General features: G+C 36.0%; 10 protein-coding genes. 2 read left to right on the forward strand and 8 right to left on the reverse strand.

The annotated features are described in order from the left end of the window. Nucleotides 1–24: 24 nt before the first annotated feature. From ACODST_RS25820 to ACODST_RS25830, 3 genes are all read right to left on the reverse strand, one after another. Nucleotides 25–1,890 carry a trehalase family glycosidase gene (locus ACODST_RS25820; protein WP_488934979.1) on the reverse strand — a complete coding sequence of 622 codons (1,866 nt, stop codon included), beginning with the start codon at nt 1,888–1,890 and terminating at the stop codon, nt 25–27. Next, entirely contained in the window at nt 1,880–3,100 is a 1,221-nt protein-coding gene (locus ACODST_RS25825; RefSeq protein WP_488934987.1) for an MFS transporter, read from the reverse strand. The genes ACODST_RS25820 and ACODST_RS25825 overlap by 11 nt, the downstream gene beginning before the upstream one ends. A gap of 71 nt (nt 3,101–3,171) precedes the next feature. Beyond that, a complete protein-coding gene (locus tag ACODST_RS25830) occupies nt 3,172–5,811 on the reverse strand; it encodes a TonB-dependent receptor (protein ID WP_488934980.1) in 2,640 nt (879 codons plus the stop codon). Between the two features lie 166 nt (nt 5,812–5,977). Here ACODST_RS25830 and ACODST_RS25835 point away from each other — a divergent pair, with 166 nt between their 5' ends. Further along, the gene (locus ACODST_RS25835; RefSeq protein WP_488934981.1) at nt 5,978–7,003 is read left to right on the forward strand and encodes a LacI family DNA-binding transcriptional regulator; all 1,026 of its coding nucleotides are present in this window, start codon (nt 5,978–5,980) and stop codon (nt 7,001–7,003) included. A 41-nt stretch (nt 7,004–7,044) separates the two neighbouring features. Beyond that, nucleotides 7,045–7,395 (forward strand): hypothetical protein, encoded by a 351-nt coding sequence (locus tag ACODST_RS25840; protein WP_488934982.1) that lies wholly within the window; start codon nt 7,045–7,047, stop codon nt 7,393–7,395. Here the strand turns inward: ACODST_RS25840 and ACODST_RS25845 are convergent. From ACODST_RS25845 to ACODST_RS25865, 5 genes are all read right to left on the reverse strand, one after another. After that, nucleotides 7,392–8,501 carry an alcohol dehydrogenase catalytic domain-containing protein gene (locus ACODST_RS25845; protein ID WP_488934983.1) on the reverse strand — a complete coding sequence of 370 codons (1,110 nt, stop codon included), beginning with the start codon at nt 8,499–8,501 and terminating at the stop codon, nt 7,392–7,394. The genes ACODST_RS25840 and ACODST_RS25845 overlap by 4 nt on opposite strands. Before the next feature lie 4 nt (nt 8,502–8,505). Next, nucleotides 8,506–11,637, reverse strand: a complete 3,132-nt coding sequence (locus ACODST_RS25850) for a lantibiotic dehydratase (RefSeq protein ID WP_488934984.1) — start codon at nt 11,635–11,637, stop codon at nt 8,506–8,508. A 19-nt stretch (nt 11,638–11,656) separates the two neighbouring features. Continuing rightward, complete coding sequence (locus ACODST_RS25855; RefSeq protein WP_488934985.1) at nt 11,657–13,816, reverse strand: peptidase domain-containing ABC transporter; 2,160 nt, start codon at nt 13,814–13,816, stop codon at nt 11,657–11,659. Then, nucleotides 13,809–14,963: an HlyD family secretion protein gene (locus tag ACODST_RS25860; RefSeq protein WP_488934986.1), complete on the reverse strand. Its 1,155-nt coding sequence runs from the start codon at nt 14,961–14,963 to the stop codon at nt 13,809–13,811. Before ACODST_RS25860 ends, ACODST_RS25855 begins: the two co-directional genes overlap by 8 nt. A 411-nt stretch (nt 14,964–15,374) precedes the next feature. Beyond that, nucleotides 15,375–15,505: class I lanthipeptide (locus tag ACODST_RS25865; protein WP_488934988.1), on the reverse strand; the 131-nt coding region annotated here is incomplete at its 5' end.

The raw sequence follows: 15,505 nt of genomic DNA on the forward strand, positions 1-15,505 counted from the left end.
CAATTTTTTATTATAAAAAGAGAATTAAAAAAGTTCATCCGGATCGGCCAAACTTGATAGTTTTTGTTTTAAATCGTCTTTTAAAATGGTCAGACCAAGCTGATAAGAAGCATTCATCCAGCCAAATCCTTCTTCGGTTATGTAATTAAATTCGGTTCCTACATTGCCGTATTCAGCAAAGATTTTATGCGAACTTATCGATAAATCAAATTTTTCGGGAATGGTACCGTTGTAATCAACTGCGTTTCTGGTAATTAGCCAAAGCCAGCGATAGACCATTTCCTGTGCTTCTTCATTAAAATTATAATTCAGCAGCCCTTCCCATAAAAGCATTTGATGCGGTGCCCAGCCAAACGGGTAATCCCACTGCCTAACCGGCGAATTTTCTTTTACTTCTGCAATTGATTCTTTGGTACTTCCTGCAATTCCTCCTTTCATTTTAAACTTTGGAAGGGTCTTTTTTACTAAAACCTCAGCCTGTTCCGGTGTACATATTTTTGCCCAAAGCGGATAAAAAGTTGTGGCCGCCTCAAAAATATGCTGCTTTTCGTTTACAAAATCATAATCGAAATAAATCCCGTTTTCCTCATTCCATAACAGCTTGTTTATTTTTTCTTTTCTTGAAAAAGCTTTTTGCTGCCAATATCCGCCTGAAAAAGATTTGTCTTCAAAATATTGAAATTCATTATTAAAGTACTTCTGAATCAGAAATGCAATATCGGTTTCATATTTATACAGCAGACTGTTAATGGCTACTGTATTCAAATTAGCACAAACCCCAACGAGTCTGTGGGTCGTATCGTGCCCGCTTTCGCGCATGCTTCGGTCGTGTGTAAAATACTTATCCAGTTCGGCATCTGTAATTTCCCTTTCCAGATATTTCTTTTCGAACTCCCGGGTCGATAAATTGTATTTAGGCGCAAACTGTTCCAAAATATCATCAAAGTGGCCTTCTTCTACCTCAAAGGGAAGTCCTATTCCTTCTGCTTTATAACGATTTAAACCATTTGCCGTCAGTCTTTTTCCTTCTTCCATCCAAACGGTCTGATACTCTTTTATGGCGGTTTTTAAATGTTTTTCGATCCAGAAAATACCCGGATCTGATTTTTCCAGAACATCAATAATCAGAGATGTATAAAGCGGCGGCTGGGTACGGGTTAAATAATAACTGCGGTTGGCGTTTAGAATTTTTCCGTAATGGTCTATTTGATATTTAAAATTTTCAGCGATCCCCAAAGCCAGTTCTGTTTTATCATCAATCAATAGTCCTCTGGCAATAAAATAACTGTCCCAGCCATACATTTCGTTGAATCTCCCGCCTGGAACCACAAACGGAACCCCCGAAATTGCATTGTTTTTTATCTGTAGTGCCAAAGCCAGAATTCCCGGTTTTTTGTTCAGCGATAAAACATACTCAGGCGTAATATTTTTAGGCAGCTGCACCACTTTTAATTTTGGTGTCGAAGCTTCTAATTTTTTGAAATACTCAAAAACAATTTCGTCGCCAAAAGGCACATATAAATACGCCAGTTCATTTTCGATTTTATCGTCTTCCAGAATTTTCTTTACCCCAATAGCATCAATGGTCCGGGTAAGACCATTCCAGTACAGATCTTTTATTTTTCCTGAAATTCTTTTTACAGGATCTTCGGTAATGTTATTCAGGTCAATTTCTGCAAATTCCGTATTGTTTTTTTGTGCCAATGCTAATTCCTGTAATAAGTTCGAAAGCTGATAGGTACCTTCAATCACTGCTGAATTTCCGTTTTCATCATTCAATAAAAACCGCTTCGGACCATGATCATCAATCGTGATTTTTTTATCGCCGTCAGTATCTTCCTGAGCCAGTAATTTTTCGATGGTTTGGGATATAGGTAGTTTAAATTTCATCTTTTGCAGTTATTTTTTTTAGGATAAAAAAGGAGATCAGTAACAATACCATTGGGATTAAGGTAAAATAAAAAGCCTTTTCCGGTCCTTCATTTTTAAACAGCCAGCCTGTTATTCTGGAACCCAGTGTTCCGCCTAAAGCAGAAAAAATCACAATTAATCCGGTCATGGAACTTTGCAGATTCTTTGGTAAAGCACTTAATACTATCGAATTTAATAAGGGATAAATAGGCGCTATAAATAATCCTATTAACGGAAATGCAAAACCCATCAGCGGAATATCAGATAGTGTATCTATATTTTTCACTTCTAATCCTACTGTTTTTGGCAATACAAATATCACCAGAAGCATGGCAGAAACGATACAAAAACTTAAAACCCAGATCCAGTTTACTTTTTTGGTCACAATTCCGGCAATTAATCTTCCAAGAGCCAATGAAACCGCCAGAATACTGGCCGTCATAATGCTGATATTTTCCGGCAGATGAAGCACTTTGGTATTGAACGTGGGCAGCCACGAAAGGATTCCCTGTTCGATCATGACAAATAAAAAAACGCTGATTACAAAAATAACCGTGAGCAGTTTTGCCATTAATTTGAACATCTGCAGGAAATCATCTTTAAGATTTACTCCTGCTGCAGCTTCTGTTTCCTCAAATTTTATAAAGAGTAAAAACAGAAAGGATAAAAACGATAATCCGGCCAATAACCAATAGACGTTTAGCCATGAATCAGGATTATTTTCGTTATTAAAAGCCGGAAATAAAAAATAAGCCAGCGCAATTCCTACCATAAAAAAACCTTCAATACTGCTCATTAAAGCATTGTGTTCCTTTTTGGTTTCGGTAACAGTTCCTATTAACGAATAAACGGAAACTTTTATGAGTGCAAATGAAACTCCAACAGCAGCGAAAAGGATTTTGGCATTGTCAAATGAGTTTCCAAAATACATAGAAATACAAGCCAGCGTAACCATTGCCAAACCTGTCAGCATCGCTTTTCTATAGCCGATTCTTGGCAAAAAAGAAGCTATAAAAAAAGATACTATAGCAATAGGCATATCTTTAAAAGCTTCTAAAATACTCGCCTGAACCTCATCGACACCGTAATTTCTCTGCGATTTGAGAATTACAATCCCTACGCTGTTTAATAAAATAGCAAAGACAAAATAATTGAGGTAAAGCGAGATTTTAATTCCTATGTTTTTCATCATTTGTTGATTGATTTTTTTACAGTTTAGAGACGCACTTTTGTGCGCCTCTGCTTTCTGTATATATAAATTTAGAAATTAATCGCAACCGAAAATCTAAAAGCACGTCCCAAAATAGGTCTTGCCATAAATACATCGCTTGCTGCTGATGTTGTTTGTCTGGGATCTCCTTCTGTTAAACCAATTTCGTTGAATAAATTCGATGCATCAACTGCAAAACGAAGGTTATTATAGGTGTAATTTAAACCTGCACCTACTTCTTTATAAGCTGGTAAAACCTGTTTGTTATCCTGGTTTGTGAATTTTTTATCATAATAAGCAAACTGAACGTAAGCTGTAAAATCTTTTGTGATATCCACTTCCGGTCTTAAGTTACAGTAAAACTTAGGAATTCTGCGTGCCGTGTTTCCGTTAAAATCAAAAGCAGAACCATCAGCATTTGTTCCTGTAAAGTTGTCGTATTCCGGTTTCTGCACTGTGAATGTAAAGTTCAGTCTGGCGAATTTATATCTGGCATTAGTTTCAACTTCAAGACCAATATTGTTTACATCGGCAAATTTGTTTTCAGAAGTTCCGTCAGATAAAATATCCGTAAAAGCGACATTCTTTAAGTTCATATGAAACAGGTTCGCGTTTACAGAGAAGAAAGAACCTGAATATTTGTATCCTAATTCAAACTGATTTACTTCTGTATTTTCCAGTTTGCTTAAATCGGCTGCATTGTCATAAAATGATTCTTCAATTGGTGATCTGAATCCGTGGCTGTAACGAACATAAGAAGCCATATTATCATTAAACTTATAATTTCCAGCTGCAGTATACGACCATTCGCTTACATCATATCTCCAGTACGTATACGGATTTCCTTTTACTGTAGTTACAGCATCATCGGCCGTATTGTTGTCTAAAATGCCTAAATCTTCCGCAAAAAACCGGGCGTTGTCACGGTATCCGGAATATTTGTCTTTATTATATCTTAAACCTGCGTTGAAAGTTAAATTGTCTGTTGCTTTAATTTCGGCATCCGCATAAATATCATTCAAAAGTCCTTTGGTCTGTGCATCTCTTTCGAGCCAGGTAATTCTTTCTACTCCGTTCCAGGTATGTTCTACTCCGGTTGTATTATCGGTAACATTTAATAATCTCGGATTGTCTGAAACACTTACTAAATACGAATTCCAGTTCCAGTACTGATTTGATTTCCAGTTCGAATAGTAATAACCAGCCGTTAATTTCACCGGATCCAGATCAAAAGAAAAAGAGAAATTGTTGGCAAAATTGCTCATTTTTTTCTCAATATGCCAAAGATCGGCTCTCATGATTAAAGCATTTGGATCGAGTGTTTGTCCGTTATCGACATAACTGTATGACAGATTTCCGGCAGTTGTATTCTGAACTCCGGTCGCATACGCATCCTGAGTCCATGGGCCTCCATTTGGAAAAATAGCATTGTAATTCAAATCGATACTGGTTTGTTTAAAGGCATTTTTAAAAGTAACCTTATCTGATATTTTCTTCTTGAATTCGGTTCCGATTGAATTGATGACCGGATGCGACCCGTCTTCTAAATCCGCACTAAAAGTTCCGCCTCCGAATTGAGGTACATTTAAACGGCTGAAATTTACTGAAGTCAGGGTTCCGTAATTTGGATTAAAGCCCGGAATTCCTTCAATTTTTCCGTTGTTACTTTTTAATGGAATTGGCAGATAAAACGTATTTCTGTCGTCAAGATGTTTGAAGTTGACTCTTAAATAGTCGCTTTCATCAAATTTATAGGTAAGATTTCCTTTTATCTGTCCACCTTTATTGGCTGTAAAACCGGTGTTTCGTACGCCGTTATCGGTTCTGTAAAAACCTCCTACGTTAAAAAACAATTTATCCTGAACTAAAGCCCCTGATAAATTCAAATCGGTTCTGAACATTCCATAGTCTGAAGTGGTAAATTTTGCTCTTCCCTGAAAGTCGTTCTGCCCGGTTTTGGAAATAAAGTTGATAATCCCTCCCGGGGCATTGTTGGCAAAAATTGAGGCAGAACCTCCTCTTACGGCTTCCATTTTGCTTACGGTTTCATCGAGTCTGTAGAACGTATCGGCATTGGCAAACTGCAGGGCACCATCTTCAAAAACAGGCAGTCCGTCTTCCTGAATCTGAACATATTCATAAGCTCCGGCAGACGGGATTCCTCTTGCAAAAAGGTTGTTTCCAATTTCTCCTCCCGAGGCTTCTACCACAAATCCGGGAATAGTCTGCAATAATGCGGCTGTACTTGACGGCGCTCTGTCTTCAATTGCTTTGGCTCCCATTGTAGTAATGGCAACGCTCGATTCCAATTTCGATCTTGGAGAAGAGGAACCGGTTACGACCACTTCTTTTAAACTCTGCGATTCAGTTTCTAAAAGCAGGTCAACGGTTACGGATTCTCCTTCTTTTACCGAAATTTCTTTTTTATAGGTTTTATAACCGACATTGGTTGCTTCTACAAAATAATTTCCGGCAATAACATCGGTAAAAATAAAATTCCCGTTTTCATCTGTTATCACATTTCTGCTGGTGTCTTTTAAGGACACATTAGCTCCGGGAATCGACTGTCCGGTTTCGTCCAGTACTTTTCCGGAAACGGTATTTTTAGCCTGGGCAAAAGTCTTATTAGGCACAGTAATCAGGCATATCATCAAAAATAATATCCCTAAATAAGAGTGTAATGGTTTCATTTTCTTTTGGTTTAGTTAGTAAATTTTTCATTTAATACTGTAAACTTAAAACACTAATTAAACCTAATTTAAGAATTTCAAATCGAAAACGTTTTCGAAATTACCTAAAACGTTTTCGAAACTTTATTTTTTACCGGTGCAGTTTATTTTTTAGTACATTTATTTCATGAATGATACAAAATTAACAGACATCGCCTCGGCATTGGGAATTTCGGTTACAACGGTTTCAAAAGCCCTAAAAGGATATACTGACATTAGTAAATCTACACGGGCCAAAGTTATTGAGATGGCCGAATCGATGAACTATACACCTAATTCTCTGGCGGTTAACCTGAGAACTAATGAGACCAAAACGATCGGGGTTATCATTCCTGCCACGGTACATCATTTTTTTTCGAGTGTGTTAAACGGTATTTTGGAAGAGGCCGAAAAAAGAGGCTATCTGGTCATCATTCTGCAGTCGAACGAAAAATATGAGATGGAGAAAAAACAGCTTGCGCTGTTGATTCAAAAACGGGTCGACGGTGTTTTGATGTCTTTATCTAATGAGACAGATGATTTCTCGCATATTAATGATGCGATTAAAAAAAATACACCTGTTGTTCTGTTTGATAAAATTGCCAAAAGGGTCGACTGCTCCAAAGTTATTATCAATGATGCCAAAGCGGCTTTTGATGCGGTATCCTATCTTATCAATAAAGGGTATAAAAAAATTGCCCATTTCAGGGGGTCGTATGTTCCCCAAAATTCAATTGACCGTTTTTTAGGGTACAAAAGGGCGCTTGAAGCACACGGAATTGAATATGATTCGAAATTAGTATATGTATGTGATAATAATACTGATTTTGAAGACGGTTACGAAAATGCCCAAAAACTGATGCAGGAACATCCGGATGTAGAGGCTGTTTTTGCCATTACAGATCTGGTTGCGATTGGGATTATTAAATATTTTAACGAGGCCGGAATCAAAACACCGGATCAGGTGGCTGTTTTTGGGTTCAGCAACTGGTTTATGAGCACAGTTATTTCTCCAAAATTAACCACAATAGACCAGCCCGGATTTGAAATGGGACATCAGGCGGTATCGATTTTAATTGATGAAATCGCCGATTTAAAAGAACATCGCAAAGTCGAACATCAAATTATAGAACTTCCTACGAGAATCATAGAAAGGGAATCGACGGTTAAATGATTTTTTAGTTTTAACTTTACTCCGATTTTTAAAAAGCAGTAATGTTTCCAATTCCTGAAAATACCGATTTTTTACTGGCTGATGCCGAAAGCGAAAATTTATACCTGAGTCTGATTGAGCAGATCAACAAGGATTTTAATCTGGCTAATGAAGGAATAGATTTTCCTTTGAGTATTTTGCCGAATGAATTAAAAATTCAGCTTCACGAAAAAATTTACCGGATGATCCAGTACAAGTTTGCTGAGTATTTAAACCTGCTTTATATTATTGATGTACCCGAAAATGAAATAAAAAAACTTGACGGCTCAGATCTGGTAATCCTTGCCGAACAAGTTTCTTTTTTAATCCTTAAAAGGGAATGGCAGAAAGTGTGGTTCAGGCATAATTACTAAACCTCTACTTCTTCTGTTTCGTTGTATTCGTAAATTACTTTTCCAAATTTATCGGATTCCAGGTTGTAGGATTTGGTAATAAAATCAGACAGCGGATCTTCTTCTGAAAAAACGGAATCTACTAACAATTTCCTGTTTTTATAAAATTCCAGACCGGAGACCAAATCTTGGGTGGTTCCCAGACAGTTTCCTATAAAACTGATGTTTTTCATCATCAAATTGGCAATCAGCAGCGTTAGGTTGGTGGGCTTAACGTTTCTCAGTTTATCGAGCGACTGATTAAAAATACCGCAGGTTAAGTACCGTGCATTCAGATTGAGCTGAGGCATTAAATATTCTAAATAGGTATCTGAAAAAGAATCCAGTACCACATCAATCAATAAGGTATTGGGAATGTTCTTTTCGTTTACCGAGAAAATTTCTTTGATAAAAGGAAAATGTTCCTGAACCGTTTCTGTATTTTTTCCTGAATAAGATAAACCGTAAACATTGCAGTCCAGATTCCAGAGTGCGTTCAGTAAAAAATAAGAAGTATTAGAGGTTACGGAGGTAACCAGCACATTATCTCCTTTTTTGATATTGGCTTTTCGAACCATGGCATTGGCTGTCTGGGTTCCTATTCCTAAAGCACCTGCTTCAACATCTGAAAGATACGAAGGCACTTTTATGAGCTTGGCATGATGGTAAATTTCATATTCTTTACTGGCATGATTTGACGGAATTCCGGGCATGGCCCCGTTTTCTGCTTCAGGATAAAAACAGTTTCCTATTACCAGATCTCCAATGGCAAGTGAGGTAACGTTTTTACCCGCTGCCACTACATAACCGGCAAAATCTGAACCTATAGGATAAAAGGTATCAATTTCGGTAGATTTTAGTTTCTGCCACGCATTTTCTATTACGCCTAAATCTCTGTAATTTAAGGAAAAACTGGTCTTTTTAACCAAAACAAAATCGGCATGCTGATCTGATTCTGCGTCAAACCCCGGGAAACTTCCTTCGATAAAAGCCAAAGGAATCTGTAGGTTATCAATACTAATTAAATGCTTGTTATGATCTTCAATCTGATCAAATAATGACGGACTTACTACGGCTAATGCTCTCATAATTTTATAGTATTGGTTCTTCTAATTCTTTTACTTGTTTCTTTTTTCCGGTATGGAGTTTTTTGCTGTAGTATTTGTACAAATAGTCATAAACCACCATTTCATGAACTCTGTGTTTGGTGAGGAAAATTCGGTTACAAATCATGTGAACATAACTCAGCATGATATTGTCCAAATACGTTGGTAAACGATGTTCGCTTCCCTTTTCCTTAATTGTTTTTACAGCAGCACTATTTTTTACGGAACGTTCTTCCAGAATTTCAATCAGAGGCTCGTACATCTCATCCATAAGATTCGGATCCAGGAAAGCTTCTATTTCTGATTCATGTTTTACAAACATTTCATTGATCTGCTTGTTTAATTTTCCGGAACGGTTGAACTCTTTTCCAAAACCGGTTTTGGCTGCATTAAAGAGTTTAATTCTTCCTTCCAGACTCACATTAAAATCATTTAAAAAGTGGTCCATGGACAACAATGAAAACATCCATCTGATTTTTTCGCCAGTATCTCCTTCGATCATATCGGTAAATTTCAAGGTACATTCGCTGTCGTTAAAAAACAGGGTTTCTGTTTCTTCTATAGCTTCATAGCCATATCGCTGCAGTTCTCGAAGATAATTGTCGGTTTGTGTTTTCCACACAATTTGTGTTTTCTCCAGAGGTTCGATATGCTGTTTTATGATCTGTATACAATCAGTAAACAAATTGCTGTTTTTAAGTAAAACACGGAATCTGATATGATGTCCTAAGGCATCGTAATAACGGATAAAAAACCATTTATCGATTAAATCTTTGGCCTGTAATTCTTCTACAATTGGCGTAATGGCTCTTTTTAGTAATTCTTCTCCGGCTCTTTCACCACAATAAAATTTATAATACAGCCATTTTTCGCCTATAGAAAATGATGGTGCCACTCCTTCCTGGTTTTCTTTGGAAACAAATGAATCTACAGCTGTTTCGGCTTTTTTGTCTACATTTTTGTGCGCACAGAAAATAACTTCATTACAATAGTTATGCGTAATGGTATCTTCAGAAAACAGGAATTCTTTAAGCTGAACAGCGTTTTCTCCTTTCAGCATATAGTGAAAAACATTACAGCTCAGTTCGTTATTAAAATTAATCAGGACTTCATTATCTCCCTGGGAAATGTATACTACATCCGGAATATTTCTTTTAATTCTGAAATCCCGAATAGCTTCAATGCTTTTGGATTCGCCGGCAGAAGTGATACTGTCAATTTCGGCTTTGTTTATATTCCAGGCTGCCCTGCTTAAAACGGTATCTTTATAGGTTACCCTTGGTAAAAAATCAAATTCGTTCTGAAATGCTCCCCAGCTGAATCCAAACCCGAACGAATTCTGGTTTTGAAGATCACAAAGGAAATGGTACATTGGCAATGCATTGGAAACAAAATTGTGAGCGTTGCTTAACCTTGGAATTATTTCTTTATTCAGTCTTTTTGAACGCAGTACAATTTTTCCTGATTTTACTGAAACGTACAAATCGTCAATCATAATTTGATGTTCTCTGTCAACCGAAGCATTTCCTAAATACGGAATCTCATATTCTCTCTGAAAGCTTCTGTACAGGATATTTCCGGTTCTTGCCTGCGGCAGGTGAATAATTTCGGCCACAATTTTATCCGGATTCAGCTGGTTCTCCAAAGTGGTTACTTCATTACACAAATCCAGAATTTTGGTATCTAAATGGCTGAAACGTCCAATTAAACCATTGGCAGAAGGACCTGCCGCTGTTTTTAAATTGATTTTCTCCACTCCGTTTTCATGAAATACGTTTACGAAAGCCGAAAATGTATCCGGATATAAGGCTTCGTTTTCTTCGAATTTATTGATTTCTTCGTCTAATAACTCGACAGACTGCAGGTTGTTTTTGGCTGCATGCAGCAGTTTTTTAAACAGGTAGGATTTTTTGGAATCCATTGCAATCTGGCTCACATCAGACTGGTTACCGCTGATTAGCAATTCATCAACCAAAGCTGATTTTGCTCCTGTAACTTTTCCGTAACCAATACCAATATCCGGATCAAGAACATTCACCAAAGGCTGTTCGTACTCCTCATAACGCTCCTGAAATTTTCTTTTAAATTCTTTTAAATTACTGTTTTCTGAAGCGGACTGCAGTTTGTTTAAAACAGTTATAGCCGGACGTAAATTTTTAACGGTTTTATAACTTATAGAACCATTGTCTATTTTTCTGAAACTGTCGACCTGAAATAGTTTTGAAATGTCAACATGGCTTAATTCTTCGTTTACTAACTCATGAATTTGAGTATATAAAGCAGGATCGTTAATAGTATTTGTATCAAGGGAATTGATTTTAGTTTTTAAATTGGTAATTAACTCTTTGATGACTTCAGCTTCATAAAAGTCGAATCTTTCTTCTGAAAATACGTTTAAAAGCTTTTCAAAATAATCTTGGCCGGTAATCGTAAATTCTAATTCGCTGACAATAAACTGACTTTTGATCAGGGTATCAATAAATTCATTGGCATCTTTCAGTGAAATTTCATCCGAAACCAAAAGATCAGCCAATTCGTTCAGTAAAACACCGTTTTTTGCTTTTTCGAATATGAGTTCTAAATAATCGCTTATTTCTACTTCCGAAATTTTATGAAAGCGTACTGTATCTTTAAAATAGTATTCAACATAGCGGTATTTGTCAAAAACAGTATACATCGAATTGTTACTGTAGTATTTTAGAACGTTTTTGATGGCATCGTTTTTTACAATAACCGGCAGAAAGCTTCCCAGAAAATACATATCAAATTTGGTAAATCTTCCAAAACGGCTTTCGGCAATGTTAAGGTTTGTTTCTGCATTTAAATCAACGGCTGCCACGGCAGCAAACATTCCAAAAGGCGTGCTTCTGTTTGATAAACGAGACGCATATTTATATAAAGATCCTTTTAGGTTCTTAAGTTCTTCCTCGGTTTGAAAAGCTTCCCCTGTTTCCCACATAACAAGTGCTTTATAAATGTTTGGAGAACCTATAAACAATGCTTCTCTGTTTTCTTTTTTAGAAAAAATTTCCACAATTTTTTCCCATGTAAGATCCATTTGTTTTTCTTCAATTGGTGTTCTCACAATTGCTGTTTTGGTAAAAGAGTAATTTTTCATTTTTGTTAAATTTCACTTATTAAACAATTATATTATTCCACATTCTATAATAGTATTCTTTTTTATTCATAAGCTCTTCATGTGAGCCTGATTCTATAATTTCACCCTTTTTAAAGGCATAGATAACATCTGCATTTTTGATGGACTGAAGTTTGTGTGCAATTACGATTATGGTTTTGCCTTGTGCGTGCAGTTCTTCAATTAAGTTTTTGATCACCATTTCTGATTCTGAATCGAGTGCCGAAGTGGCTTCGTCCAGGATCAGTACTTCGGGATCTTTGTAAAGTGCCCTAGCAAAAGCAATTCGCTGTTTTTCTCCTCCTGATAAATTGGCTCCGAATTCTCCCAGATAGGTATTGAATCCGTTTGGCAGCGATTCGATAAAATCATAAGCACCTACTTTTTTACTTACTTCAATGATTCTTTCCATATCCGGATTAGATTCTCCAATCGAAATATTAAAAGCAATGGTTCCGTCAAATAATTCTACGTTTTGAGGTACTGTTGTAATCAGGGCATTAATGCTTTCTTTTGAAATATAATTTAAATCGTATTCTCCAATTAATATCTTACCTTCCTTGGGGCTGTATATATTCTGGATCAGTGAGGCAATGGTACTTTTTCCGCTTCCGCTTTCTCCCACAAAGGCTGTAAATTGTCCTTTTTTGATCGTCAGGTTTAAATCTTTAAAAATGTAGCGGCCTAATTCATATGAGAAATCAATGTTTTTAAATTTGATATCATCGAGATTATTTCTGGTTAACCACACTTTGGATTCCATTTCTTCCCTGTCAAGATCCATAATACCAAACAAACGGTCTGAAGCAATCATGGCATTCTGAATCGCCTGGTTGGTTCCTATTAATTGTGAGGCAGGACCTGTAAAATAGCCTATTATGGAATAAAAAGAAAACAGCTCTCCCGGAGTAATATCACCATCAATGGCATAATAGGTTCCTGCCCATAACAGGATGATGGTAAACAGCCTGGAAATAAAATCAGTTGAAGTTCTGGCAAAAATGCCGTTCATTCCTGATTTATAAATGCTTTTAAGCAGGTCAACAAACTTTAATTCGGTTCTGGTTTTAGAAAAATCCTCTAATGATAATCTTTTTACCGTCCCGATGTTTTTGATTGATTCTACCAGCTGGGATTCTAAAAGTGCGTTTTTTTCCATTATAGCACGTTCTGCCGTTTTATTTAATTTATTCGCTATTAAATATATAACAATATAAAACGGAATGATTAACGAAATAATCAAGGCTAATTTCCAATAGAACGAAAACATGAAAATGAATGAAAAAAATACGATCAAAACGTTTACTGAAATACTCAAAGCCGTTTCGTTGATCAGGGCCCGTATTTTTACCGCATCGCCAATTCTGGACATGATTTCACCAATTCGCATGGTATCAAAGAACTTTTGAGGCATGGTAAAAAGATGTTTATAATAGCCCAGAATTAATCGGGAATCGATCTGCTGACTGGTTTTTAAAATGAAAACATCTTTTAAAACGCTGTATAAAATCTGAAGCAGTAAGCAGCCTATCACAATTACACTCATTAAATTCAGCAGGCTTTTATTACCACTTACCAATACAAAGTCGGTTATTTTACCCACATATATAGAAACTGAAAACCCAAGTAATGTGTACAAAACAGCTCCTATAATAGCCTGAATCAGAATATATTTATGAGGTTTCAGTAAAAATAATATTCTTTTGAAATTGGATATTTTTTCATTTTTCTCTTTAAAAATATCGTCGTCCGGAACTAATATTAAAGCATAACCTGTAAAAATTTCTTCGATTTCGGCCCAGGATTTTTTTTCCAGTTTCCCCACCTGCGGATCCATAATCTGGATGTGACTGTTTGTAATTTTATAAACTACTATATAATGAGGGAATTCATGCCCGTCTTTTTTTATTAAAACGTGTAAAACAGCCGGCAGCGGAATATCTTTTAATCCGTCAAACGAAACCTGAACTCCTTTGGCCAGAAATCCTAATTTTACAGCGGCTTCTCTTAATCCTAACAGTGTTGTTCCTTTTTGGTTGGTACTGGCATACTGGCGTATTCTTGAAATAGGAAGGCTTAGATTATAATGTTCCGATATTGAGGCCAGACAAGTAGCGCCGCAATCTGAAAAATCATGTTGTTTTATTTCTATTTTACTCATTTTTGCTGTTGTAAGGATTAAACCAATCTTCTACTTTGTCAAACAATAACTGAAATGCGGTTCTTTTGGTCAGGAAAAAACGACTCGTTAAACTCATTCCTTTTTTCAGGTTTCCCCTGGCTCCGTTTTTTAAAGTCAGACTGTCGGTATGCAGATTGCTTTTTATTTTGTAATAAGGCGAGTTATTAACGATAAGTACATCTTTGCTGATTTCGAAAATCCTGCCTTTTGCGAAACCCCACTGATTGGAATTAAAAGCATCTATCTGGTAAATAGCGTCTCCTCCTTCTTTTAAATAGCCTATTTCAGACGGGTTCACATACGTTTCAACTATAATGTTCTTGTCCGGAGAAATTTCTACAATTGGGTTCCCGGCAGCAATTCCGCTTCCTTTATGAAAGCCCTGCATATTGATAAGTTCACCGTCAATTGGAGCAATTATGATGTAATTGTTCTCTTCTTCTTTCAATTGTTTTTGATTCGAATAAATGTTTTTATTCGACTGGCTTAACTCGGTATATTCTTTCTGCCAGGTTAATTCTGTCTGTTTGATGAGATTGATTCTGTCGTTCTTAATTTTATTCAGATCTAACTCGGCTTTTTCAAATTCCGATTTTGATATGACTTCTTTTTTATACAGCAGTTCTTTTCGGTCAAAATCAGTCTGGGTGTTTTTCACCACAATATCCAGATTATACAATTCCTGCTGGTGTTTCAAAAGCTCTCTTTTGTATTGATCGGATTGTATCTGACCGTAATTTCGGTTAATCAGGTTCTTCAGATCACTTAAATACAAGGAGTTTTCTGAACTCTGAATCGTATTTAAATTCTCTTTTTCTTTTAATATATTGTGATCTATAATAAGTAAAGTATCCCCTTTTTTAATTTTCTTGTTTTCCTCAACATTAAAAAAGGATATTTTACCGCTTATAGGAGAATGCAGTGTCAGTTTCTTATCCTGTGGAATTATGGTTCCCCTGCTTGTTGTATAAACATCTATATATATAAAAGGAAGCGAAAGGAACGCAATTAATAAAGCTAAAAACGTAATCACAAATAAACGGGATGTTTTTTTATTGTGCTTAACAATATGACTTTCAACAGTGTTGTTTAAAATCTCTTCTGGGAAAATTTCTTTATCGCTCATAATATTGGTATTAATTTCTATGGCAAATGAACCTAATATTTAAGGAAGAAAAAAATGAAAAATGCCCATTTTTATAAAAAATCGTATTGAAATATAATATTTAAAAATTTGATTATCAATTAATTACAACAAAATTAAACTGATTTGATCTGAAACTTCCGAAAATCCCGTTTTTATGATTTTGAGGCATAAAAAAAGCATCATCAGTGTAAAACCGATAATGCTTTTTTTGACTGAGCATGTTCAAAAGTCAGATCAAATGATCGTTAAAAACGATTTCATTTAGAATTTATATTCTTAATTCATGAAAAGAGCTTCCACCATCTTTTCATTCATTTGATTGTCATTTAACTTTAAACTATTTTATATAGAGACATGCTTGTTATTTACGTTTTGTTTTTTGAAGCTAAATTAAAGTTTAGCTATCAGGTAACTAATCACTAAGTAACATGCTGGGGAGCTTCCGCCGTCAACATCATGCATTTGAGTGTCGTTTAATTCTGTAACAGCCGCTTTATTGAAAGCTAGCTTGCTCGTTGGGT

This window comes from Flavobacterium sp. FG19, from assembly GCF_057809475.1.

What these genes read in the sequence shown, in the direction of transcription:
- ACODST_RS25835 (WP_488934981.1), top strand. Translation starts at nt 5,978, where the DNA reads ATGAATGATACAAAATTAACAGACATCGCCTCGGCATTGGGAATTTCG.
- ACODST_RS25840 (WP_488934982.1), top strand. Translation starts at nt 7,045, where the DNA reads ATGTTTCCAATTCCTGAAAATACCGATTTTTTACTGGCTGATGCCGAA.
- ACODST_RS25845 (WP_488934983.1), bottom strand. Translation starts at nt 8,501, where the DNA reads ATGAGAGCATTAGCCGTAGTAAGTCCGTCATTATTTGATCAGATTGAA.
- ACODST_RS25820 (WP_488934979.1), bottom strand. Translation starts at nt 1,890, where the DNA reads ATGAAATTTAAACTACCTATATCCCAAACCATCGAAAAATTACTGGCT.
- ACODST_RS25855 (WP_488934985.1), bottom strand. Translation starts at nt 13,816, where the DNA reads ATGAGTAAAATAGAAATAAAACAACATGATTTTTCAGATTGCGGCGCT.
- ACODST_RS25830 (WP_488934980.1), bottom strand. Translation starts at nt 5,811, where the DNA reads ATGAAACCATTACACTCTTATTTAGGGATATTATTTTTGATGATATGC.
- ACODST_RS25825 (WP_488934987.1), bottom strand. Translation starts at nt 3,100, where the DNA reads ATGAAAAACATAGGAATTAAAATCTCGCTTTACCTCAATTATTTTGTC.
- ACODST_RS25850 (WP_488934984.1), bottom strand. Translation starts at nt 11,637, where the DNA reads ATGAAAAATTACTCTTTTACCAAAACAGCAATTGTGAGAACACCAATT.
- ACODST_RS25860 (WP_488934986.1), bottom strand. Translation starts at nt 14,963, where the DNA reads ATGAGCGATAAAGAAATTTTCCCAGAAGAGATTTTAAACAACACTGTT.